This is a genomic window from Bacillales bacterium, assembly GCA_035700025.1.
In the GTDB taxonomy this organism is placed as follows: Bacteria; Bacillota; Bacilli; order Bacillales; family DASSOY01; genus DASSOY01.
In genome coordinates this window covers 19,628-42,620 of record DASSOY010000006.1, presented here as the reverse complement: position 1 = coordinate 42,620, position 22,993 = coordinate 19,628, and the positions used below count along the sequence as shown (strand labels likewise).

Here is a 22,993-nt window from a genome sequence, read left to right as displayed (position 1 = left end):
ATAACGGCAGGAAAATTTACTTCGAAAAAGGCCCCGCCTTATTGAACGGCGAAGAAGCGTTAGCTTTTGTTCGGATGAGGAAAAGACCGATCAACGTGACGTATACTCGGATGGAGAGGCAACGCCAGTTTCTGAAGGCGGCGTTGACGCAGGCGATCTCGGCGGGGACGCTTTTTAAGGTTGACGACATCGGGGACATTCTTGGCGAACATGTTGAGACGAGTTTAACCCCGAAACAAATTTATACGCTGGAAAAAGGGTATGCGAAACTTGACAAGATCCATACGCTCGAAATTGAAGGCGAGGACAAACGCATTCCTGCGGAAACCGGGCCGTATTATTTCATTCCCGATCCGGACAGTTTGGAACAAGTTCGCGATCAATTGAGAAAATCGTTAGGGCTGCCCGCCGAGTCGGAAGACTTTGAGAGCAGTGAAGTTTCGACAGAAGAATAGGAAAGCCGGCAAGAAGACGAAGGATTTTTTCTTGCTTTTTTATTGACTATCCGCTTCATAGAGCCATTCCCCGTAGGTGATGGTTGATTGACCGTTTGTTTTTTCATTGACCCATTCAACGAACGATTCGACGTTTGAGCGTGGAACGAGGACTTCCATCTTTACTCGTTCTTCGTATTGGATGCGGGTGATTGAGTACTTGCTTCGCAATTCGTTTTCGAGCTTGCCGAGCCAAGTATAATCCATCTCCAATTGGATACTGCGCGTCAAAATGAATTTCACGATGCCGGCTTTTTTGATTGCAGCGGTCGCAGCGCTGCTATAGGCGCGAATTAATCCGCCGGCCCCGAGTTTGATTCCTCCGAAGTATCGGGAGGTGACGACGACCGTGTTTCTCACCTCTAATTTTTTTAATCCTTCCAGCATCGGTACGCCCGCGGTTCCGCTTGGCTCTCCGTCGTCGTTCGCCTTTTGAATTTCGCCTCGTTTGCCGATAAGGTAAGCAGAGCAGTTATGGTTGGCGTCGCGGAATTCCCGTTTTGTTTTTTCAATAAAGTCGAGCGCTTCGCTTTCGGTTTCGACACGGTTCACGGAGGCAATAAATTGTGACTTTTGTATGATTAGACAATGTCTGGCGAAGCCGTTTACTGTATAATAAAAGGATAACATGCCAACCCGTCCTTTTTGAAAAATGTGAATTTTTCACGATAACTGTCAAAAAATAAGTTCTCTTGCCGAATTATAACTTAGGGAGTACTTTCTTCAAAACCATCTGCGAAGGACTATATGCTTATTTTTGAAAATAGGCTCACGGATTCTGGCAAAAATGCCTTATTTTCGTTACATTTACTGTGGAGGCCTATCTTGATCGTCAAAAGAACGCAAAATTGGATGTGAATGAATATTGGATTCTATTTTGGCGAACATGGTGGAAACCGTTGTTGGCAGCAAAAAACAAATATACGAAGTGGGGGAAACGTCGAGAGAAGAATGTGACAAAGTGTTGAAAGATCTCGAAATCGTCCGCTATGAGGCTGCCGATAAGATAAAAGAGTGTGAATCACTCGCAACAGAAGCCGGTGAATCGAAATTGCGCTTTGCGGCGATCACAAAGCATTATAGGCGGCATACACTGGCCGAGTTCCGCAACCTGCAAGAGCAGGTTCAGGAAGTGCAGGAGAAATTAACGAAAGCGCGGAAAGCAGAACTGAAGTTAAAAGAAAAACGGGACCATCTCGAACAAAAGGCGGTTTCGTTGCAAGAAAAGATCGAGCGTGCAGAGGCGATAATCGGACAAGTGTCGGTCGTGTTGAATTATTTAAACGGGGATTTGCGGCAGATTGGCGAAATGGTGGAAGACGCGCAAAACAAACAAGCGCTCGGGCTGAAAATCATCGAAGCTCAGGAGGAAGAGAGGCGAAGATTGTCGCGTGAAATTCACGACGGCCCCGCTCAAACGCTCGCCCGTGTTTTGCTTACGTCCGAACTTGTGGAGCATATCCAAAAAAACAAAGGCAGCGAAGCGGCCAATGAAGAATTTGAACATTTAAGAGAAATGATCAGACAGGCGTTGACGGATGTCCGCAGAATTATTTACGATTTGCGTCCGATGACTTTGGACGATCTCGGGTTGATTCCGACGCTTGATAAATATTTACGGCGCATGGAAGAACAAGAAAACATTCCGATCACGTTAGAGAAGAAAGGATCATTGTTCCGGCTGTCGCCGAAAATGGAAGCGGCCTTGTTTCGGCTCATCCAGGAAGCCGTACAAAATGCGTGTAAACATGCGGAAGCGAACGCGATTCACGTGAAAATACAATTTGACCAAAACATGATCTTGATGGTCATTAAAGACGACGGGAAAGGGTTTTCCCCGAGGGATGAGAAGAAAGGGACATTCGGATTCGTAGGCATGAGAGAAAGAGTAGAGCTGTTGGAAGGAGAATTTTCGGTTTTGTCGGAGTCGGGAATCGGCACCGTCATCGTTTTCCAGATTCCAGTTCATAATCAGGGGGATGCCACATGACAAAATTCAATAAGGTGAAATCGACCAGAATCGTTTTGATTGACGATCATCGGCTGTTTCGGGAAGGCGTAAAGCGGATTCTCGAAATGGTTGATGATTTCAAAGTGGTGGACGAAGGGGACGACGGCAAAGAGGTGGAGGCGATCGTCAAGGTTCACGAACCGGATGTCGTATTGATGGACATCAACATGCCGGGGATTAACGGTGTCGAAGCTACACGTAGACTCATGGAAGCTTCCCCCGACACAAAGGTCATTATTTTATCCATACATGATGATGAAAGCTACGTCACGCACGCCTTGAAATCCGGCGCTTCGGGATACTTGCTGAAGGAGATGGATTCCGATTCGCTCGTCGAAGCAGTTCGCGTCGTCTCTGAGGGAGGCGCTTACATTCATCCGAAAGTAACCCATAATTTAATCAACGAGTTTCGCCGGTTGGCGAACGGTGGTGACAATAACGACTCCGGCTACGGGAACATCGAATACCGCAAACCGTTGCACATTTTAACGCGCAGGGAGTGCGAAGTGCTGCAACTGCTGGCCGACGGAAAAAGCAACCGCGCCATTGGGGAAGCCTTGTACATCAGCGAAAAGACGGTCAAAAATCATGTGAGCAACATTTTACAAAAAATCAATGTCGAAGATCGGACTCAGGCGGTTGTCGAGGCGATCAAAAACGGATGGGTGCGGGTGATGTGACGATTTCAGCGAATTTCGACGGGGAGGCACTCGTACGATTTCCTTGGTTAGCTTTCGGTTTTTATTTGTGAAATCAAGACGATGGATACGGGGAAGCGGTCTTATGAATCGGGCCGCTTTCTTTTTATGGGCTTAATCAAGAGATTTGCGGCGGCAGGCAGAATGCGGAACATGCAGCAGCGAAGTCAGCGAGCGATACTTTTAACCCAACTGGTATAGACAACTAGATCAATCAATGATAAATTGGATAAAAAGATCAATAGTTCCGGTAAGCGGGGGGAAAGCCACTTGTTATTTAAAAACATTAAGATTTACGGGGAGAACGGGATTTTCGAGCACGGGTTCATCCGCGTAGACGGCGAGTCGATTGCTGAAGTCGGGGAATGTATGAATTTCCCGGACGATGATGAGGTTTTGCCGCTCCCAGAAAATTGTTTCGCGATCCCCGGATTTATTGACGTCCATATTCACGGGGCAGGAGGGGCGGATGTTATGGACGCAAGCCCGGATGCGTTAACGACGATGGCTGAATGTCTTCCTGCCGAGGGGACGACCGGTTTTTTGGCAACGACGATGACGCAAAAGACAGAAGCGATTGAAAAAGCGTTAAGAAATGCTGCTTCATGGAGGCAAGAATCTCGCTCGGGCCAGGCCGAGATGCTCGGCGTCCATCTGGAAGGGCCGTTTCTTGCTCCTGAAAAAGCAGGTGCGCAGCCCCGGGAATATCTCGCGAAACCGAACGTTGACCAGTTTCGTACTTGGCAAAAGGCGGCTGAAGGCTCCATTCGGTTGGTGACGATGGCGCCGGAGCTTGACGAGAAGTTTCGGTTGCTGTCGAAGCTTACGAGCGAAGGTATTGTCGTCTCCATCGGGCATTCCGGCGCGACGTACGCCAAGACCGCCGAAGCCGTTAAAGCGGGTGCGAATCACATTACCCATTTGTACAACGGAATGACTGGGCTGCATCATCGTGAGCCGGGGGTTGTCGGTGCCGCGCTTTTGTTCGATGAACTAAAGGCGGAGTTGATCGTTGACGGGATACACGTTTGTCCGGAAATGGTTCGGCTTACCTTTCGTCAGAAAGGTCCGGAAGGCGTTGTGCTCATAACGGATTCGATCCGTGCCAAAGGCATGGGTGACGGCCGATTCGAGCTTGGCGGACGGATGGTGTCCGTTGAAAACGGCGAAGCGAGACTCGAGGGAGGGTCGCTGGCCGGAAGCGTGTTGAGAATGATTGACGGCGTGCGAAACATGGTAAAATATGCAGGGTGTACGGTCGGGGATGTCATCCAAATGGCATCGGCCAATCCCGCGAAACAGCTCGGCGTTTATGACCGGAAAGGAAGCCTTGCTGCGGGAAAGGATGCAGACCTTGTTATCCTCGACGAGCATTTTGAGATTGTCATGACTCTATGCAAAGGAAGAGTGGCGTATCGACGGGAGGGGTGGAACGCATGAAATGCCTCCCTGTGCAAGATGAGAAGGAGATGAGCAAAGCAGCCGCGGAAATCATTATCGGCCTTGTAAAAGAACAACCGGAACTGCATTTAGGGTTGGCCACGGGATGCACGCCGCAAGGCACGTATGCGGAACTTGTTCGCGATCACAAAAAGAACGGTACTTCTTATCGGCACGCGACGACGCTCAACCTCGACGAATATGTCGGTCTGCCGCGCGAAAACCGTCACAGTTTTTATCAATTCATGGACGTTCATTTGTTCCGTCATCTCGATCTTTGCTCAGAAAACGTTCACATTCCGAACGGTTGCGCCGAAGATTTGGACGTAGAATGTCGAAGATATGATTCGCTCATCGCAAAGACCGGCGGTGCCGACCTGCAATTGCTCGGCATCGGCCGCAACGGCCATATCGGTTTTAACGAACCGGGAACTTCGTTTGCTTCGGAGACGCACGTTGTCCGCCTAACGGATTCGACCAGGAAGGCGAATGCACGCTTTTTCCCGCGGCTCGACGATGTGCCCCATCAAGCGATCACGATGGGCATCCGCTCGATTTTCCGCAGCAAAACGATCTTGTTGCTTGCTTCCGGTGAGCAAAAAGCGCCGGCGATTGCCCGTTTGTTCAACGGCGGAATCGACGAATCGTTTCCGGCATCCGTATTGAAAAGCCATCCGGACGCCACAATCATTGCCGACCGTGACGCTTGCCGGTTGTTGTGAAAAGGAGCAGAATGCAGATGGTGGACAAACATTCTCCGTTGCCGATTTATTATCAACTGGCGGAAGAACTACGCCGCCGCATTGAAGGGGAAGAGCTGCGTCCGGGGGATTTGATTCCATCGGAACGCGTCTTGGCGGACAAACACGGGATCAGCCGGATGACGGTGCGTCAGGCGATCAACAGTCTTGTCAGCGAAGGTTTGCTGACCCGGAGAAAGGGAAAAGGAACTTATGTCGCCTCTGGAAAAATCGAGCAACCGTTACAGGGGTTGACGAGCTTCACGGAGGAAATGAAGGCACGCGGAATGCTGCCGACGAGCCGCGTCGTTCGGTTCCAGGCCGCTAAGGCACCGGGTCATGCGGCAAAGGAGTTGAATCTTTCGGCGGATGAACTTGTTTACGAGATTGTTCGCATCCGCATGGCCGACGGGATCCCGATGGCCGTCGAGACCACATTCATACCTGAAGCGCTTGCCCCCGGGTTAACGAGGGAGAAAGCCGCGGATTCTATTTATAAAATGATCAGCGATCGGCATGAGGCAGGCATCGGCTATGGCAAGCAGGTGATTGAGGCATCAGCGGCGAATCAATTAGAGAGCGAGTATCTCGGGATACCGGAACGTGCTCCCGTACTGTTGATTCGCAGAAAAGCTTTTTTGGGAGACGGAACGCCGTTCGAAAGCGTAAAGTCGATTTACCGGGCGGACCGCTATCAATATGCCATTGATTTAAATCGTATTCAGCAATAATGAAGATTGTGATAAACTGAACGTAAAAGAAAAGGAGAGTGTTCACATTGGCGAAAAAGACTTTTAAAATTACGCATGAAACAGGATTGCACGCACGACCGGCCACGGCGGTCGTGAACCAGGCAGGAAAATACCAGTCGGAAATCGAACTGGAGTATAACGGAAAGACGGTGGATTTGAAGTCAATCATGGGCGTTATGTCGCTCGGCATATCCAAAGGTTCTGTCGTGACGATTTCTGCCGAAGGCAACGATGCGGAGTCGGCCATTGACGGATTGTCCAAAGTAATCACAGACGAACAGATCGGCGAACCACAAGCCTAATCCCGCCGGAAGGCGGGTCTCCACCCGTCTTCTCCTATTCAAAAGGAGGTGTCTCATGGAACCTCGCACCCCAAACGCCGGCAGCGGCGTCTCTTTTTCCTCAGCCCCCTCTTTTCTTTGCCGCTTGGCTGATCTTCCGAAAGTTTCGCTTAATCCTGCATTCGACTATTCCGCCGAATTACAGAAATCGCTGTTCGGCAAGCGTCTTCTTCCTCAAGAACTTTCTTTTTCCATTGAATCCATTCACTCTCACTATGCAAACGGTTATGTTTCATTTGAACCTGGCTTGCGCGATGCAGACGGACGTTTGATTTGTTCGCGCTGCGGCAATTCAGACCGGCTGGGCTCATTTTTGTGTGCTCGATGCGGACGTACATGCACCTATTGCCGCAATTGCATCATGATGGGCAGAGTGAGTACTTGCACACCCCTTCTTACTTGGAGCGGCCCGGCGTCGATGCGTTCTCAGCTTGATAATCCGCTCGCTTGGGACGGCCGACTGACTCCGTTGCAATCCCATGCTTCCGAGCAAATTTCCTCTTCTGTCGGCCGCCTGCCGGAGATGCTTATTTGGGCGGTTTGCGGCGCCGGGAAAACCGAGTTGCTTTTTGAAGCCGTCTTTCGTTCGCTCAACCGTGGGTTGCATGTATGTCTCGCATCTCCGCGAACAGACGTTATTTTGGAACTTGAGCCGCGATTCCGCAAAGCATTTCCGTTCTCCGAGATCATCGCTCTATACGGAGGCAGTTCAGACAACGACAAAAACGGACAACTCGTCCTGTCCACCACGCACCAGTTGCTGCGCTTCCATCAGACATTCGATTTGGTCATCATTGATGAGGTTGATGCTTTTCCGTTTCATCATGATGCTTCTCTTCAGCACGCGGTCGCCCAAGCGAAGCAGCCGGATGCTACCGTCGTATACTTAACGGCAACGCCGACGAACGATCTGAAAAAGCGATTTAAGTCGGGTGAATTGCCGGGCGTTCGCATTCCGCGCAGATATCACGGTCACCCATTGCCAGTGCCGGTCTTCGTTGGCTGCGGCCATTGGAAAAAGCAGCTGCAAAAGGGAAAATTGCCTGCAACGGTCATCCGGTGGCTGGAAACGCGCGGGCAAAGAAACATACAAGCCTTTTTGTTTGTTTCCGAGGTGGAGGTTATGAAACGGGTGGCGCAATGTCTTGTTCAACGGGGCATTTCTGCAGATGGCGTTCATTCCGAAGACCCCGAAAGAAGGGATAAAGTGCAAAAGTTTCGCGACGGAGCATTGTCGGTTATTGTTACGACGACGATTCTCGAGCGCGGGGTCACTGTCGCCGGAGCGGAGGTCGCGGTTCTCGGAGCTGACGAAGACGTTTTCACCGAACAAGCGCTTGTGCAAATTGCCGGGAGAGTCGGTCGAAGCTCGCGATCACCGGGAGGCGAAGTCGTGTTTTTTTACGAAAAGAAATCCCGGGAAATGGTGAGGGCGCGGCGTCACATTAACGGAATGAACGCGGAAAAGGGTGAACGTTTATGAAGACGTGTACCTGGTGTGCCGGTCGCCGTGAGGAACCTGTCAGCTGGCATGAAGTGTTCGGGATCGAACGGGAGCATCCACTTTGTTTTGCATGCCGAAATCGATTAAGTGCCGTTTCGGAACCGATATGTAATTTATGCGGCCGTACCCTGAATGATTTGGATGCCGGTTACGTAAAAGAAAATACATGTTTCGACTGCGTGCGTTGGGAAGAAGGGGGATGGTCGCAAGTGTTGGTGAAAAACCGTTCGTTGTTCCGGTATAACGAATTTTTGCAAGCCTCAATGGCACGCTTCAAATATCGAGGAGATGCCGAGATGGCGAAAGGATGGGAACCCGAGTGGCGCGATTTGTACCGAAAGGAGTTTTCCGGTTGTGTGGCGGTTCCGGTGCCTTTAAGCCGTGAGCGTTTGATGGCGAGGGGATTTAACCAGTCGGTCATTTTGGCCGAGTTATTGCCGGCTGAATGCGTTCATGGATTAAAAAGGATCGTACACGAAGAAAAGCAGAGCAAGAAAACGAGAGAAGAGCGTCTCGATTTAACGGAGGCAGTATTTGCGTATGCTGGGGAGCGTGAGCAAATTGAAGGGAAACGGGCGGTGATCGTCGACGATGTATACACGACTGGAACCACCGTAAGAAGAGCGGCGAACTGTTTGCTCGCCGCGGGTGCGAAATCGGTATGCTCAATGACAGTCGCGCGCGGGTGACGAAGAAGGATTCATTAACATTTGCCGAAAAAAACCGATATAATGGGGGAAAGAAACGGGGGAGGCTAATTCAGCGTGAGTCAATTAATGAATTGTCCCGACTGTGGAAGGCTGTTCGTTGCCAACATGAGGGATATTTGTACGGAATGCTATCAAAAGCAAGAAGAATTGTTCGAAATCGTCTACCGGTTTATTCGGCAAAAAGAAAATCGGCAGGCGACCATGGAAGAAGTCAGTTCCGCCACCGGGGTGGACAAGGAGAACATCTTCCGTTTTGTAAAAGAAGGAAGGCTGCGAGTGGCGGAGTTTCCAAATTTGTGGTATCCGTGCGAATCTTGTGCAGAACCGATTCGCGAAGGCAGATTTTGTTCTTCCTGCCGGCAATCGTTGCAAAAAGACGTGGAAAACCTCGCGAAAGAAGAGGCTTTTCAAGTACGAAAGCATACGGACGACCGGATGCAAACTTATTTTTCGGATCGAAAAGACAACGGCTAAACATTTCACGCTTCTATGACGATAAAACTTATAGAGTTTAAATGTGAGGTGGAAATGATGAAAATTGATGGCGTGAATCATTCAAACTATCATCCTTACAAGCATGCGGCAGACGGAAATGTGCCAAAGCAAGGGGCACAGCGCAAAGATCATCTTGAAATTTCGACGCAAGCGAAGCAACTGCAGCAAAAGCCGCCCGTTGCGATTGAACGCGAACAAAAGGTAGAAAGAATTAAAAATGAGATTGAAAGCGGCCAATACCGTGTGGACGCACAGGAAACCGCGAAAAAGTTTTATGAATTTTGGATGAAAAAGTGATGATTGCGTACGGGGAGGAACGGAATTGACAGTCGAAGCGATTGTTCGAACGATGGTATCTCTCGTCGATGTTCATGCCAAGATGACGGAAATGGCGCGCGAGAAAACGGAGATTTTGAAAGAAGCGGACGTGGAAGCGCTTGAGGCGCAATTGAAAAAAGAAGAACCGTACATTGAGAAGATCAAGGAACTTGAAACGCTTCGCGTTAAGCAAATGCACGAGTGGCTCGAGGAAAACGGACAAACGATGGAAACGGCGACGTCGACATCGTTTTTGAGTTTATTTGCTGGGGAAGCCAAAGAAAAGTTAACAGCCGTTTTTGCGGATTTGACTCGTTCGGTTAATGAGCTGAAGGCGCAAAATCGCCTCAATCAACAATTGATCGAGCAGTCACTTCAATTTGTCAATGTGACTGCGGACTTGTTGCAGCCGGGGAATGAACCCGTCGGTTACGGCAAGTCGCGGCAGACCGGACCTAATCAACGGCAAAACCAGCGTTCCGTATTTGATTCGAAAGCTTAGAAACGGGAGGATTTCAGAACATGCGCTCGACTTTTCATAGTTTGGAAACCGCAAGACGGGCCTTGATGGCGCAACAGGCGGCTTTGCAAACGACATCACATAATATCGCCAATGCTAATACGCCGGGTTATTCTCGACAACGCGTCAATTTAACGGTGACATCACCGTATGCAACACCCGGAATGAACAGTTCGGTTTCCCCCGGACAAATCGGGACGGGCGTAGAAGCCGGCACGGTTCAGCGGATGAGGCAAGATTTTCTTGATCTTCAATTCCGCGGGGAGAATACGAAAACCGGTTATTGGCAGGCGCGCAGCGAAGCCCTGTCGAAAATGGAGGACATCATGAAAGAGCCGTCGGATGACGGTTTGGCGGAAGTACTCAACCGGTTTTGGAATTCGCTTCAAGATTTGGCGAGCGACCCGGAAAATGAAGGGACCCGCGCCGTCGTCAAGCAACGGGGCATTGCCGTTGCTGACACGTTCCATTATTTAACGAACTCGTTGCAAAACGTAAGAGCAGACATTCAAAATCAATTGCAAGTCACGGTTAAAGAAGTCAATACGCTCGCCAGGCAGATCAACAGCCTCAACGAGCAAATCAGCCAAGTGGAACCGCACGGCAAGTTGGCCAACGATTTGTACGATAAACGTGATTTGCTCGTCGACCAGCTATCCGAACTCGTCAATGTTAAAGTCTCGGAATCGGAGAGCGGCGGGAATGCACTCGACATTGCCGAAGGCCGATATACGATTGAAATCGTTACGAACACCGGACAATCGTATACGCTTGTCGATGGGGAAAATATGCGTTTCAAACGCTTGTCGGCCAATTTTGATCCCGTTGACGGAACGGTTCAATTTTCGTTGAACGGAACGACTATTGCAGGATCGGTAGCGGGGAAATTGCAAGGGTTGGCGGATTCGAATAACTCCACTTACCCCGACATGATCCATTCGCTCGATGAGATGGCGGCTGGTTTCGTTGACAAGTTCAACCAGGTGCATCAAAGCGGATTCGGTCTCGACGGCAACTCCGGATACCTTTTTTTCAATGACTTGGGCGGCACGGTCCAAGGGGCCGCTGAGGCGATTTCGTTAAGTTCCGATGTATTGAACGATCTTGGTCATATCGCGGCTTCATCGAACGGCGACAACGGGGATAACGGAAATGCGTTGAAATTGTCGGAAGTGCTTACCGAACCGTTGACGATCGATAACAAAACGACCGATTTGTACAGTTATTATGAAGGCGTAATCGGGGGCATGGGCGTGGAAGCGCAAGAAGCGAAACGGTTGGCGGATAATTCCTTAACGTTAAGAATGGCTGCAGAGAAAAGGCGGCAGTCGGTAAGCGGCGTTTCGATCGATGAGGAAATGGTCAACATCATTAAGTTTCAGCATGCTTATAATGCGGCCGGACGGATGGTTACCGTCGTCGATCAAACGTTGGACCGCATCATTAATCAAATGGGTATAGTCGGAAGGTAGGTGATTGATCAATGCGTGTAACGCAAGGGATGTTGACCTCGGGATTTTTACGGAACTTGAGCGAAAGTTACGAACGGTTTGCGAGGTATCAAGATCAGTTGACGACTGGAAAGAAAATTTCAAAGCCGTCTCAGGATCCGGTCGTTGCCATGATGGGCATTGAATATCGCGGTAATTTAAATCATATCGAACAGTACCGTCGGAATTTGTCGACCGTTCATAAATGGATGGATTCGACGGAAGATGCGCTCAGTTCGGCGAATGCGATTTTGCAAAGAGTCAACGAATTGATTGTTCAGGCAAGCAACGGCACGTACGAAGCGAATCAAAGGTTTGACATTGGAAAAGAAATCGAACAGTTGAAGAAACAAATGGCAACCGTAGCGAACACACAAGTAGCAGGCAAATATATTTTTAACGGGACCGAGACGTCGTCTAAGCCGGTCGACTTAGCCTCGAATACGGTTTCGACGAATACGAATGCCGTTGAAATCGCGGTGAACGACGGGATAACCATTCGCGTTAACATCGACCCGACGAGCGTATTCGACTTGTCTTTGTTCCAAGATTTAGAAAACCTGCAGAACGATCTGCAAACCGGAGCATCGGAACAAGTGATTGCGAGTTACCTTCCGAAAATACAGCAGCATTTGGATAACGTCATTACCGCTAGATCGGAACTCGGCGCACGCGGTGATCGCGTATCAATGATTACGCAAAGGCTCGGTTCGCAACATACAATTGCCACGAAAATCATGTCGAACAATGAAGATGCCGATATTGAAAAAGTCATTATGAATTTGAAGATGCAAGAGAGCGTTCACCGGGCCGCTCTTTCTGCCGGCGCCAGAATCATGCAGCCGACTTTGCTCGACTTTCTTAGATAGCGGGTGAAAGAATGAACACCTTGCAGTTGCAAATGCAGTCCACTTTCGGTCGAATCGGCCTCCAAACGCGAGTTGCCAAGTTGAACATTCGTCAATCGCCTGCGGATTTGCGTATTCGCCAACCGAAGGCGGAAATGCGCATTGAACATCGATCGGGAAAGCTCGACATTGATCAATCGCAAGCTTTTGCCGAAGCGAATTTAAAATCCGTTTTTGCCTGGGGGCGCGAGTATGCGAAACGCGGCCATCAAGCGGTTTTGGAAGGCATTGCGCGAAGGGCGGCCGAGGGTGACCGTTTAATGAAGATCGAGAACGGAGGGAACCCGATTGCCGCCATCGCCGCAGAAAACAGCGCTCCGCCGCCGGCTCGCATTAATATCGGCTGGATGCCGAAGTCTCCTTTCAGCGTGAAATTTCATTATTCCCCTGCTGAACTGAACATTCACTGGCAAACATTCGGCGCGGAGATTCAGGCGAAACCGCATCCGCCGGAATTCTCGTTTGTCAGAGGGGACGTAAATGTATATATGAGGGTTTGGCCGTCTTTAACGATCGATGTGTCCGGTTCGAGAATCGATCATCACATTTAGCGGAGTGATTCAACCATGAAAATTGCAACAAAATACCAAGGGGAAATCAACGTCGATGATTGCGACATCATCGAATTCCCTTACGGACTTCCGGGATTTTTGCATGAAAAGCAATTTGTCGTATCCCCTTTTTCTGAAAATACGCCTTTTTTTATTTTGCAATCAGCAAATACTCCTTCTCTTGCGTTTGTCATCGCCGATCCATTCATATTTTTTAACCATTATCATTTTGACTTACCAGATTCGGTTGCTGAACAATTGGAAATAAAAACGGGGAATGATGTTTCTGTTTATGTCGTGTTAACACTCGGTGATCCATTTGAAAAGACGACGGCGAATTTAAAAGCTCCGCTCGTCATTCATTACGGCGCGAGAAAAGGAAGACAGCTCGTTCTCGACGCTTCTGCTTACGAAACGAAACATTTCTTAGTTACTCCTGCACCGAACGGAACGGAGGCCGAGCGATGCTGATCTTAACAAGAAAGACAAACGAGGAAATTTTGATTGGCGGCGAAATCGTATTAAAGGTAATCGAAATTAACGGCGATCAAGTGAAACTCGGTATTGAAGCTCCGAGGGAAGTAGACATTCACCGGAAAGAGGTGTTTGCGGCCATTCAGCGCGAAAACAGCGAAGCTGCCGGAACCCCTTCTAAACTGCTTGAACAATTAGGAAAGCAGTTGAAAACAGACAAAAGGCCGAACGGTTGAGGAAATCTCGATCGTTTTTTATTTTTGGCTCCACGACCGTTCTGTACACAAATTATTAAAAACGGTTTACCGTTCACTAAACAAAATTTGAATTCCGCCGATATAAATGACAGACAAGTCGTGCAACAACGACTCACCATTTATACTCCATTTCGTATGTGCGACGTTAAGTGTTAAGGAGGTCGGGACATGGACGTGGCAGGAGTGTCGACGGGAAATCAACCGCTCATTTTTCTAATGAACGCTTCACGTTCAAACGAAAACAATCAGAAACTCCGAGAATCACAAGGCGAGGCGAAAGCTTCGAAATTAAAACCTGGAAATGCGTTCGAATCGCGAAGCAGCCGGGAGGCAGTGAAACCGGCACGATCCCACATTCAATACGTTTACCATCGGAAAACAGGTATGTATTTCATTCAGATGATCAATAACCGCACTTCGGAAGTGATTCGGGAAATACCGCCCAAGAAAGTGCTTGACATGTACGCTTCTATGGTTGAACGTTTCGGCATTTTTGTTAATGAGCGACGATAAGGTTACTTGAAAGGTAAATTTGACGGCATGTTCACATGTCGCGAAGGATGGGAGGACTTACAAACGATGGACAATTTATTGAGAATCAGCGGTCTTGTGAGCGGGATTGATGTGGACAAGATCGTCGATAAGTTAATGAAAGCTGAGCGTTTTCCGCTGAATCGCATGAAGCAGAGACAGCAACTGCTCGAGTGGCAGCGCAGTGATTATCGTGCCATGAACACTTTATTGCTGGATTTGAAGACGTCCGCTTTTCAGCTCGGACTCGAAGCCACCTTCAACGTGAAAAATGCGGTATCTTCGGATGAATCGAAGTTGGCGGTGACTGCGGATGCTTCGGCAGGGAATACGTCATACACCATGACCAATGCCACGATGGCGACCGCCGCGAACAATAGCAGTACTTCCTCGATTGGGGATGCCTCCTTTGACCCGAGCAAAAGTTTGTGGTCGATGCAAGGACATTTCACTAACGGCTTGACGTTTACGCAGCAATCGGTGACCGGTGAACAGATTGCTGTTTCCGCAGACGGAACGAGCTTTTCTCTCGATCACGGTGCCGTTACCGCCGGGTCGGCAACGATTTCCGTCACCGATTCAAGCGGAACGACGACTGCGTATACGGTTTATACAGATCAGGCGAGTTATGATGCAGACACCAGTACGAATAAAGTGCTCATCGATCAGGAAACTGGAAACATGACTTTCGGAACGACAATCACCGCGGGAAGTACGATTTCTGCCGATTATCAATACAATGAAGTCGCGTTTTCTTTAACGACTTACGACGATGCTGGACAAGCGGTGACGCAATCGTATACCTTTGACGGCTCGAAATCATTGAACGACATTATGAACGCGGTCAATCAATCCGACGCCGGCGTCAACATGTTTTATGATTCGGCGACGGGAAAAGTCGCGGTTTCTCGCTCCGAGACGGGAAATTACAACACGGCGGGAAAAGAAATTTTATTCAACGGATCCTTTTTAACGACGACGCTGGCTTTAAATTCAGCCAATGAGCAAGGGGGAACCGATGCGACGTTCACTTTGAACGGTTTGACGACGAAACGCCACTCCAACGAATTTACGATCAGCGGCGTAACGTTCCAATTGAAGTCAAACATCGCTGCCGGGGAGACTGTGACTGTAAATACGTCTACCGATACCGAAACGATTTTTGAATCGATCAAATCCTTCGTTGACAAATATAACGAGACAATCGAGAAAATTAACAGTGAGCTGTCCGAAGAAAGATATCGCGATTTCCAGCCGTTGACCGATGAACAAAAGAAAGAAATGAGCGACGATGACATCGAGAACTGGGAGGAAAAAGCGAAAAGCGGCATGCTCAGAAACGATTCGATATTGACTTCCGGCTTAAGCGAAATGCGGCTTGATTTGTACAGTCCGGTTTCCGGAGCGGCCAATTCTGCGTATGATCAACTTTCCGAAATCGGCATTACGACATCGACCAATTATAAAGATCACGGAAAATTAATCATCGATGAGAACAAACTGAAAGCCGCCATTGCTGATGATCCGAACGCCGTAAAGGAATTGTTCACGGTCGATACCGGATCATTCGATACAAGCGGACTTGCGACGAGAATCGAAAAGACCGTCGAGGAGACGATTGACCGCGTCGAACAGAAGGCAGGGAATGCGGCGATGACCTACAGTCAATATTTTCTCGGGCGAAAAATCAACGATTTGGACGGAAAAATCGATCGTTTCCTCGATCATTTAAACGATGTCGAAGATCGTTATTACCGGGAGTTTACAGCGATGGAAAAAGCTATTCAACGAGCCAATCAGCAATCGGCTTTTTTGATGAACCAATTTTCGTAAAAAGAAAGGTGATGAACGACTGAGATGAGTGTAAATCGCTCTTATAAAACGTACGAAGATCAAGCGATAACGACGGCATCGCCGGGACAGTTGACATTGATGCTTTATGACGGGTGCTTAAAATTCATTCGACTCGCGAAAGCGGCGTTAGCCGAACAAGACTATGAGCAAAAGAACGTTCAATTGGTGAAGGCGCAAAACATTATCCGGGAACTGATGTTAACGCTTGATCAAGAGGTCCAGATTGCCGGCGGAATGATGCAAATGTACGATTACATCCATCGCTGCCTCGTTGAAGCCAATGTAAAAAGCGACGCTGACAGTTTGAACGAAGCGGAACAATACGTAACGGAATTCCGTGATGCTTGGAAAGAAGTTCTCGTGGCTCATCGCAAACAACAATTCAAGCAGAACGGACAGGTATAATGGACGCGAACGATAAATTGTTCGTGACGACAAAAAAACTGTATGAGCATTTAAAAAAAGGAATGCCGAAAGAAAACCGCGAAGCGTTCATCAGCGGCATCGACGAACTACTTGACGAGCGCCAAAAAGAAATTGACCGTTGTTCCGAAAATCCCGATTCCCGCTTGTTCGAATGGAAAGACGAGTTGCTCGCGTATGACCGAGCCATTCAAGACCAGCTTGGGAAAATGTTTCAGGACATTCGCGATGAACTCGTTCAGGTTCGGCGGAAAAAAGCGACAAGCCGGCGGTATTCGCGGCCGTATGAGGGCGGCGGCGCCGACGGAATGTTTTTGGATCAACGTAAATAACGGCGGATCCACGTTGAAGTGTTTTCTTTCAATACTTTCTGACAATGGTGTTTGACATTGTAATTCTTTGCAGGTATATTATTGGTGTGGGATTCCACAAATATTTAGATTTTCACGAAGGGAATGTGAACGAAACATGCAAGGAAAAGTAAAATGGTTCAACGCTGAAAAAGGTTACGGATTCATCGAACGCGAAGATGGAGACGATGTATTCGTACACTATTCGGCAATCGAGTCCGAAGGGTTCAAAACTCTTGACGAAGGTCAATCTGTTGAGTTTGACATCGTTGACGGACAACGCGGTCCTCAAGCCGCAAACGTAGTTAAGCTTTAATTCACATTCCCTTGAGGAATTGGATAAAAGCAACAACCCCCTGTTCTTTCCGGAACAGGGGTTTTTCTGTTTCCAAAACTAGGCAAACAGGCATAAAAGACGCCGATTCGTCGATATACTATTTTAGAGAACCCTAAAAGAATTTTAGGGTTTCATGAAGGATTTTTAACGGGAATGAAGAATAGTATACGTACAACCGTAAAGGAGGAGTTCAATGATGAATTTTAACATCCGCGGTGAAAACCTTGAGGTGACGCCATCTTTAAGGGATTATACCGAGAAAAAGGTTCGAAAATTAGAAAGATATTTTGATACTCCACCTAGTTCAGAAGTCCATGTTAACATGGAGGTCCATAACAACGAGCAGATCATCGAAATCACGATACCGATGTCGGGATTATTGCTTCGCGCAGAAGAAGTTCATTCGGACATGTACGCGGCGATCGATCTCGTGGTTGAAAAGCTCGAACGGCAAATAAGGAAACATAAAACGAAAGTAAACCGGAAGTTTCGTCAGTCCGGGACGAAATCCTTGTTTCGCAACGGCATTACGAACGGGTCTTCCGCTTATGACTATGATGAAGACGAAATTGAAGTAGTGAGAACGAAAAGATTCACTTTGAAACCAATGGACGTGGAAGAAGCGATCTTGCAGATGGATATGCTCGGACACTCCTTCTTTGTATTCTCCAATGCTGAAAGCGGATTCACGAACGTCGTTTATAAAAGGAAGGACGGCCGCTACGGGCTGATTGAACCTGAATAAAAGAGCGAGCTCGAAAGCCGGCTTTTCAGAGGCACAGTTGATCCATCAACTGTGCCTCATTTTATGCGAGAAACCTTTGTAAAGCCGCAGGCTCTCGGCCATTCCTTGTAACCTCGGTCATCTCTTGATAAAATGAAAAGGTGTATCTTATCACTTTTTTCAACGATTGAACCAATATCGAAATTCTCATAAAGAGGTGCATGACCGATGATGGGATTGCTGAAAAAAATCGTAGGAGACCCGAGCCAGCGCAGATTGGCTCGTTTCGAAAACTTAGCGGATGAAATTGAAGCGTTGGCACCAGAAATGGAGCAACTTAGCGACGAGGCTTTGCGAGCGAAGACCGACGAGTTCAAGAAGCGATTTGAAGACGGGGAATCTTTGGACGACCTTCTCGTTGAGGCGTTCGCCGTTGTTCGTGAAGCGTCGACGCGCGTACTGGGTATGACACCGTTCCGCGTGCAGCTTCTCGGGGGAATGGTTCTGAACGATGGGAACATCGCCGAAATGAAAACCGGTGAAGGAAAGACGCTCGTGGCGACTTTGCCGATTTACTTGAATGCTTTGACCGGCAGAGGCGTTCACCTCGTTACCGTAAACGAATATTTGGCTGAAACCCAATCGGAGGAAATGGGAAAATTGTACAATTTCCTCGGAATGAGCGTCGGCCTGAACGTAAGCGGCCTTTCGAAAGAAGAGAAACGAGAAGCTTATGCAGCCGACATCACCTATGGAACGAACAACGAATACGGATTTGATTACCTGCGTGACAATATGGTGTTGTATCCGGAAGAACGCGTGCAACGATCGCTCCATTTTGCGATCGTTGACGAAGTCGACTCAATTTTGATTGACGAAGCGAGAACGCCATTGATCATCTCCGGTTCGGCGGAGAAATCGACGAAACTTTATATGCAGGCGGACCAATTCGTTTCCATGCTTGACGAAGACGACTACATTTTAGACGTCAAGACGAAGGCGGTTCAATTGAGCGAGTCCGGCATGACGAAGGCGGAGAAATTTTTCAACATTGATAATTTGTTCGACTATGCGCATGTGACTCTTAACCACCATATTCACCAAGCATTGAAGGCGCATGTCGTGATGCACAGAGATACCGATTATGTCGTTCAAGACGGCGAAATCGTCATCGTCGATTCGTTCACCGGAAGGCTCATGAAAGGTCGCCGCTACAGCGAAGGGCTGCATCAGGCAATAGAGGCGAAAGAAAATCTCGAAATTCAGCGGGAAAGCAAGACGCTGGCGACGATCACTTTCCAAAACTATTTTCGCATGTATGAGAAACTGGCCGGCATGACCGGTACCGCCAAAACGGAAGAAGAAGAATTTCAAAACATCTACAACATGAACGTCGTCGTCATTCCGACGAACCGTCCGGTCGTTCGCCAAGATCATCCGGATTTGATTTACAAGTCGATGGACGGAAAATTTCAAGCTGTCGTCGATGAAATTGTCGAACGGCACAACACCGGACAACCGGTACTCGTGGGTACGGTTGCGGTCGAGACGTCTGAGCTTATATCGAAACTATTGAAAAAACGCGGCATTCCGCACAACGTGCTGAATGCGAAAAATCATGCCCGCGAGGCGGAAATTGTCGCCAATGCCGGTCAAAAAGGTGCGGTAACGATCGCCACTAACATGGCCGGACGCGGAACCGACATTAAACTCGGCGAAGGCGTGAAGGAACTCGGCGGCCTTCACATTATCGGTACGGAACGCCACGAAAGCCGGCGGATCGACAACCAGTTGCGCGGCCGTTCCGGCCGTCAAGGGGATCCGGGTTCGTCCCGTTTTTATTTGTCGCTCGAAGACGAATTGATGCGCCGTTTCGGTTCCGAGCGGATGCAGAACATGATGGAGCGGCTCGGAATGGACGATTCCCAACCGATTGAGAGCAAGATGGTGTCGCGATCGGTGGAATCAGCGCAAAAACGCGTGGAAGGCAATAACTTTGACGCACGTAAACAAGTGTTGCAATATGACGACGTGATGCGCCAACAGCGCGAAATCATTTATAAGCAAAGAGAAGAAGTTATCATGTCGGACAATCTTCGCGGCATCGTTGAAGATATGATTTATTCGACCATCGAACGGATTGTGAAGGCGCACACCCCGGAGGATCAAGTTCCCGAAGAATGGGATTTGCAGGCGATCATTGATTATGCGAACGCGACCTTCCTCTTCGAAGGAGAAGTGACGGAGAAAGACATTAAAGGAAAAGATCCGGAAGAAATCATCGAGTTGATGTTCGACACCGTCAAGAAAAATTATGATCGGCGCGAGCGGGAAATGACTCCGGAACAAATGCGCGAGTTTGAAAAAGTTATCGTGTTGCACGCGGTCGACAGCAAATGGATGGATCATATCGATGCGATGGATCAATTGCGCCAGGGCATTCATTTGCGGGCGTACGGTCAAAACGATCCGTTGCGCGAATATCAATTTGAAGGGTTTCAAATGTTCGAGGCGATGGTAGCGTCGATTGAAGAACAAGTGGCCACTTACGTGATGAAGGCGCAAATTGAAGAAAATCTGGAGAGGCAAAAGGTGGCTGAAAACGAAACCGCCTATCACGGCAACGGCGAAGAAGGCCAAACGAAGCGGAAGCCGACAGTGAAAGGCGAGAAGATCGGCCGAAACGATCCGTGTCCGTGCGGAAGCGGGAAAAAATACAAACATTGTCACGGAAAATAAGGAGTGTGGGTCTATGGAACTTTCAGAAATGAAGGCGGAAATGGCGGCGATCGAGAAACGGTTAGACGACTTTAGGGGGTCTCTTTGACCTCGACAACAAAAAGGACAAGATCGAGAAGCTTGAGTTGAAAATGACCGATCCGGGCTTTTGGGACAATCAAACAGAAGCGCAACAAGTCATCGACGAGACGAACGGGCTCAAGGACCAAGTCGGCAAACTCGAGGAAATGGAAGAAAGTTACGAGAACCTTGAAGTTTCTTATGAATTGGTGAAAGAAGAAGGGGACGCCGAACTGCGCAAGGAATTGGAGGACGGCATCGCCGGATTGACCGAGAAACTGAACAAGTTCGAACTCGATTTGTTGTTGAGTGAGCCGTATGATAAAAACAACGCCATTCTCGAATTGCACCCGGGAGCGGGCGGAACGGAGTCGCAAGATTGGGCGCAAATGCTGCTTCGCATGTACACGCGCTGGGCGGAAGAGCGCGGATATAAGACGGAGACGCTCGATTATTTGCCCGGGGACGAAGCCGGCGTCAAAAGCGTGACGATATTGGTAAAAGGCCATAATGCGTACGGAAACTTGAAGTCCGAGAAAGGCGTTCACCGGCTCGTTAGGATTTCGCCGTTCGATTCTTCCGGCCGGCGCCATACGTCCTTCGTTTCTTGCGAAGTGATGCCGGAAATGGATGACGACGTGGAAGTCGACATTCGAACGGAAGATTTGCGGATCGACACGTATCGTTCAAGCGGAGCGGGCGGCCAACATGTCAATACGAGCGACTCCGCAGTTAGGATTACGCATGTGCCGACAAACATTGTCGTTACGTGCCAATCGGAACGATCGCAGATCAAAAATCGCGCGCAAGCGATGAAAATGTTGAAAGCGAAGTTGTATCAACGTCGAATCGAAGAGCAGAAGGCAGAAATGGAAGAAATTCGCGGCGAGCAAAAGGAAATCGGCTGGGGCAGTCAAATCCGTTCGTACGTGTTTCATCCGTACAACATGGTGAAAGACCACCGGACGAACGTTGAGACGGGTAATGTGCAAGCCGTCATGGACGGAAGCCTGGACATGTTCATCGACGCTTATTTGCGTTGGCAATTGCAAGACCTTTCATAAGCAACCGCAACCTCCGCGGCCGGCAAACGGTCACGGGGGTTTTATTTTTTTTATCGGAAGCCCCTATGTTATAATCTTGGAGGTTTGCGAGAATTTCAACGGGGGAGTGGCTCGGATGGTGACGATCAAACAAATGAAACGGCAAGGGATTTCCCCTCGAACGGAACTTGTTTTCGACTATTTGTTCGTCCTGATTGGATCGACTTTCGTCGGGCTCGCTTTCAATTTGTTTCTGCTCCCGAATAAAGTCGCCTCCGGGGGAGTCAGCGGGATCAGTACGATCTTAAGCTGGGTGTTCGGCTGGGAGCCGTCGTTCGTGCAGTGGGCGTTTAATCTTCCGTTGTTTGCGGCGGGAATCTTGTTTCTCGGAGATCAGCTCGGCTATTTACAATATACGCTGAAAACTTTGCTTGGCACGATCTTTCTTCCGTTTGTCGTCTTTCTTTCGTCCGGGCTGGCACCTGCCACGAACGACCCTTTGCTCGGCTCGTTGTTCGGCGGAATCGGTGTCGGTCTCGGCCTCGGCCTCGTGTTTCGCGGGAAAGCTTCTACGGGAGGGACCGATTTGGCTGCGCAAATCATTCATAAATATATCGGCGCTCCGCTCGGTTTATGCGTCGCAATGATTGACGGCTCGATCGTTGTCACTTCTGCCTTCGTGTTCGGGATCGAACAGGCACTCTACGCCTTGATCGGCATGTACTTGACTGGAAAAATGATTGACGTCGTTCAAATCGGATTCGGTTCGGCAAAAATGGCGATGATCGTTTCCAACCGACCCGAGCAATTGAGACAGTTGATCTTCACCGAAATCGACCGCGGCGTTACGCGCTTTTCGGGCACCGGCGGCTATACCGACGACGAGCGTCCGGTATTGATGTGCGTCGTGTCGCAAAATGAAGTGACCCGTTTGAAACGTTTAGTGAAGCGAACGGATCCGAAAGCATTCGTCATCGTCACGAATGCGAATGAAGTGTTGGGAGAAGGGTTTAACAAAAGTTAAACGGCGCGCGAGGTCCCTTACTAGGGATCTTAGTTTTTCATCCACAAATTCCCCTATATTACAAAAAATCCTCGAATTATGTCAATTTATCATACGATTGAAAAGAAATTGTAACATAATTTTTCCCCAACGACTGCGAGGATGCGTGTATAATAGATTTTAGTTGAAAATATGATCGGGAAATGGCGAATTTTGTTCGTTTATC

The 22,993-nt window shown here is 48.8% G+C and carries 27 protein-coding genes; 26 read left to right on the top strand and 1 reads right to left on the bottom strand.

Translation table 11 applies throughout. From position 1 onward, the window contains the following. A partial coding sequence (locus VFK44_01215; protein ID HET7626981.1) for an LCP family protein occupies positions 1 to 455 on the top strand: 455 nt, incomplete at its 5' end. A gap of 39 nt (positions 456 to 494) precedes the next feature. Here the strand turns inward: VFK44_01215 and VFK44_01210 are convergent. After that, a complete protein-coding gene (locus VFK44_01210; GenBank protein ID HET7626980.1) occupies positions 495 to 1,124 on the bottom strand; it encodes a YigZ family protein in 630 nt (209 codons plus the stop codon). Between the two features lie 235 nt (positions 1,125 to 1,359). Between VFK44_01210 and VFK44_01205 the strand changes: the two genes are divergently transcribed. From VFK44_01205 to VFK44_01085, 25 genes are all read left to right on the top strand, one after another. Further along, complete coding sequence (locus tag VFK44_01205; GenBank protein HET7626979.1) at positions 1,360 to 2,484, top strand: sensor histidine kinase; 1,125 nt, start codon at positions 1,360 to 1,362, stop codon at positions 2,482 to 2,484. Beyond that, positions 2,481 to 3,185: a response regulator transcription factor gene (locus tag VFK44_01200; GenBank protein HET7626978.1), complete on the top strand. Its 705-nt coding sequence runs from the start codon at positions 2,481 to 2,483 to the stop codon at positions 3,183 to 3,185. The genes VFK44_01205 and VFK44_01200 overlap by 4 nt, the downstream gene beginning before the upstream one ends. Positions 3,186 to 3,473: 288 nt before the next feature. Next, complete coding sequence (nagA, locus tag VFK44_01195; GenBank protein ID HET7626977.1) at positions 3,474 to 4,643, top strand: N-acetylglucosamine-6-phosphate deacetylase; 1,170 nt, start codon at positions 3,474 to 3,476, stop codon at positions 4,641 to 4,643. Further along, the gene (gene nagB, locus VFK44_01190; GenBank protein ID HET7626976.1) at positions 4,640 to 5,365 is read left to right on the top strand and encodes a glucosamine-6-phosphate deaminase; all 726 of its coding nucleotides are present in this window, start codon (positions 4,640 to 4,642) and stop codon (positions 5,363 to 5,365) included. Before nagA ends, nagB begins: the two co-directional genes overlap by 4 nt. Before the next feature lie 17 nt (positions 5,366 to 5,382). Further along, positions 5,383 to 6,114: a GntR family transcriptional regulator gene (locus VFK44_01185; GenBank protein HET7626975.1), complete on the top strand. Its 732-nt coding sequence runs from the start codon at positions 5,383 to 5,385 to the stop codon at positions 6,112 to 6,114. Positions 6,115 to 6,161: 47 nt separating this feature from the next. After that, on the top strand, positions 6,162 to 6,437 hold the full coding sequence (locus tag VFK44_01180) for a phosphocarrier protein HPr (GenBank protein HET7626974.1): 276 nt from the start codon (positions 6,162 to 6,164) through the stop codon (positions 6,435 to 6,437). A 55-nt stretch (positions 6,438 to 6,492) separates the two neighbouring features. After that, positions 6,493 to 7,959 (top strand): DEAD/DEAH box helicase, encoded by a 1,467-nt coding sequence (locus VFK44_01175; GenBank protein HET7626973.1) that lies wholly within the window; start codon positions 6,493 to 6,495, stop codon positions 7,957 to 7,959. Then, positions 7,956 to 8,669 carry a ComF family protein gene (locus VFK44_01170; GenBank protein HET7626972.1) on the top strand — a complete coding sequence of 238 codons (714 nt, stop codon included), beginning with the start codon at positions 7,956 to 7,958 and terminating at the stop codon, positions 8,667 to 8,669. The genes VFK44_01175 and VFK44_01170 overlap by 4 nt, the downstream gene beginning before the upstream one ends. 75 nt (positions 8,670 to 8,744) lie before the next feature. Next, positions 8,745 to 9,164 (top strand): TIGR03826 family flagellar region protein, encoded by a 420-nt coding sequence (locus VFK44_01165; protein ID HET7626971.1) that lies wholly within the window; start codon positions 8,745 to 8,747, stop codon positions 9,162 to 9,164. A 57-nt stretch (positions 9,165 to 9,221) separates the two neighbouring features. After that, entirely contained in the window at positions 9,222 to 9,482 is a 261-nt protein-coding gene (gene flgM / locus VFK44_01160) for a flagellar biosynthesis anti-sigma factor FlgM (GenBank protein ID HET7626970.1), read from the top strand. A gap of 25 nt (positions 9,483 to 9,507) precedes the next feature. After that, a complete protein-coding gene (locus tag VFK44_01155) occupies positions 9,508 to 10,005 on the top strand; it encodes a flagellar protein FlgN (GenBank protein ID HET7626969.1) in 498 nt (165 codons plus the stop codon). Between the two features lie 20 nt (positions 10,006 to 10,025). Continuing rightward, positions 10,026 to 11,495, top strand: coding sequence for a flagellar hook-associated protein FlgK (flgK, locus tag VFK44_01150; protein ID HET7626968.1), 1,470 nt, complete (start codon positions 10,026 to 10,028; stop codon positions 11,493 to 11,495). 11 nt (positions 11,496 to 11,506) lie between these two features. Then, complete coding sequence (gene flgL, locus VFK44_01145; protein ID HET7626967.1) at positions 11,507 to 12,382, top strand: flagellar hook-associated protein FlgL; 876 nt, start codon at positions 11,507 to 11,509, stop codon at positions 12,380 to 12,382. Between the two features lie 11 nt (positions 12,383 to 12,393). Beyond that, positions 12,394 to 12,972, top strand: a complete 579-nt coding sequence (locus tag VFK44_01140; GenBank protein ID HET7626966.1) for a DUF6470 family protein — start codon at positions 12,394 to 12,396, stop codon at positions 12,970 to 12,972. A 15-nt stretch (positions 12,973 to 12,987) separates the two neighbouring features. Further along, positions 12,988 to 13,443, top strand: coding sequence for a flagellar assembly protein FliW (gene fliW, locus VFK44_01135; GenBank protein ID HET7626965.1), 456 nt, complete (start codon positions 12,988 to 12,990; stop codon positions 13,441 to 13,443). Then, complete coding sequence (csrA, locus tag VFK44_01130) at positions 13,437 to 13,682, top strand: carbon storage regulator CsrA (GenBank protein HET7626964.1); 246 nt, start codon at positions 13,437 to 13,439, stop codon at positions 13,680 to 13,682. Before fliW ends, csrA begins: the two co-directional genes overlap by 7 nt. Positions 13,683 to 13,871: 189 nt before the next feature. Further along, the gene (locus tag VFK44_01125) at positions 13,872 to 14,216 is read left to right on the top strand and encodes a flagellar protein FlaG (GenBank protein ID HET7626963.1); all 345 of its coding nucleotides are present in this window, start codon (positions 13,872 to 13,874) and stop codon (positions 14,214 to 14,216) included. A gap of 66 nt (positions 14,217 to 14,282) precedes the next feature. Further along, a complete protein-coding gene (gene fliD, locus VFK44_01120) occupies positions 14,283 to 16,067 on the top strand; it encodes a flagellar filament capping protein FliD (protein HET7626962.1) in 1,785 nt (594 codons plus the stop codon). Between the two features lie 24 nt (positions 16,068 to 16,091). Beyond that, positions 16,092 to 16,493: a flagellar export chaperone FliS gene (gene fliS, locus VFK44_01115; protein ID HET7626961.1), complete on the top strand. Its 402-nt coding sequence runs from the start codon at positions 16,092 to 16,094 to the stop codon at positions 16,491 to 16,493. Beyond that, positions 16,493 to 16,843, top strand: coding sequence for a hypothetical protein (locus VFK44_01110; GenBank protein HET7626960.1), 351 nt, complete (start codon positions 16,493 to 16,495; stop codon positions 16,841 to 16,843). The genes fliS and VFK44_01110 overlap by 1 nt, the downstream gene beginning before the upstream one ends. A 136-nt stretch (positions 16,844 to 16,979) precedes the next feature. Beyond that, positions 16,980 to 17,177 (top strand): cold shock domain-containing protein, encoded by a 198-nt coding sequence (locus VFK44_01105; GenBank protein ID HET7626959.1) that lies wholly within the window; start codon positions 16,980 to 16,982, stop codon positions 17,175 to 17,177. Positions 17,178 to 17,394: 217 nt separating this feature from the next. Further along, positions 17,395 to 17,943: a ribosome-associated translation inhibitor RaiA gene (raiA, locus tag VFK44_01100; protein HET7626958.1), complete on the top strand. Its 549-nt coding sequence runs from the start codon at positions 17,395 to 17,397 to the stop codon at positions 17,941 to 17,943. A gap of 207 nt (positions 17,944 to 18,150) precedes the next feature. Further along, positions 18,151 to 20,661, top strand: a complete 2,511-nt coding sequence (gene secA / locus VFK44_01095) for a preprotein translocase subunit SecA (GenBank protein HET7626957.1) — start codon at positions 18,151 to 18,153, stop codon at positions 20,659 to 20,661. Positions 20,662 to 20,674: 13 nt separating this feature from the next. Continuing rightward, positions 20,675 to 21,785, top strand: a protein-coding gene (prfB, locus tag VFK44_01090) for a peptide chain release factor 2 (GenBank protein HET7626956.1) whose coding sequence is annotated in 2 segments (ribosomal slippage) — positions 20,675 to 20,746 and positions 20,748 to 21,785 — 1,110 coding nt in all. Because the reading frame shifts where the segments join, the coding sequence is not laid out codon by codon here. Positions 21,786 to 21,900: 115 nt separating this feature from the next. Continuing rightward, the gene (locus VFK44_01085; protein ID HET7626955.1) at positions 21,901 to 22,788 is read left to right on the top strand and encodes a YitT family protein; all 888 of its coding nucleotides are present in this window, start codon (positions 21,901 to 21,903) and stop codon (positions 22,786 to 22,788) included. Positions 22,789 to 22,993: the final 205 nt, after the last annotated feature.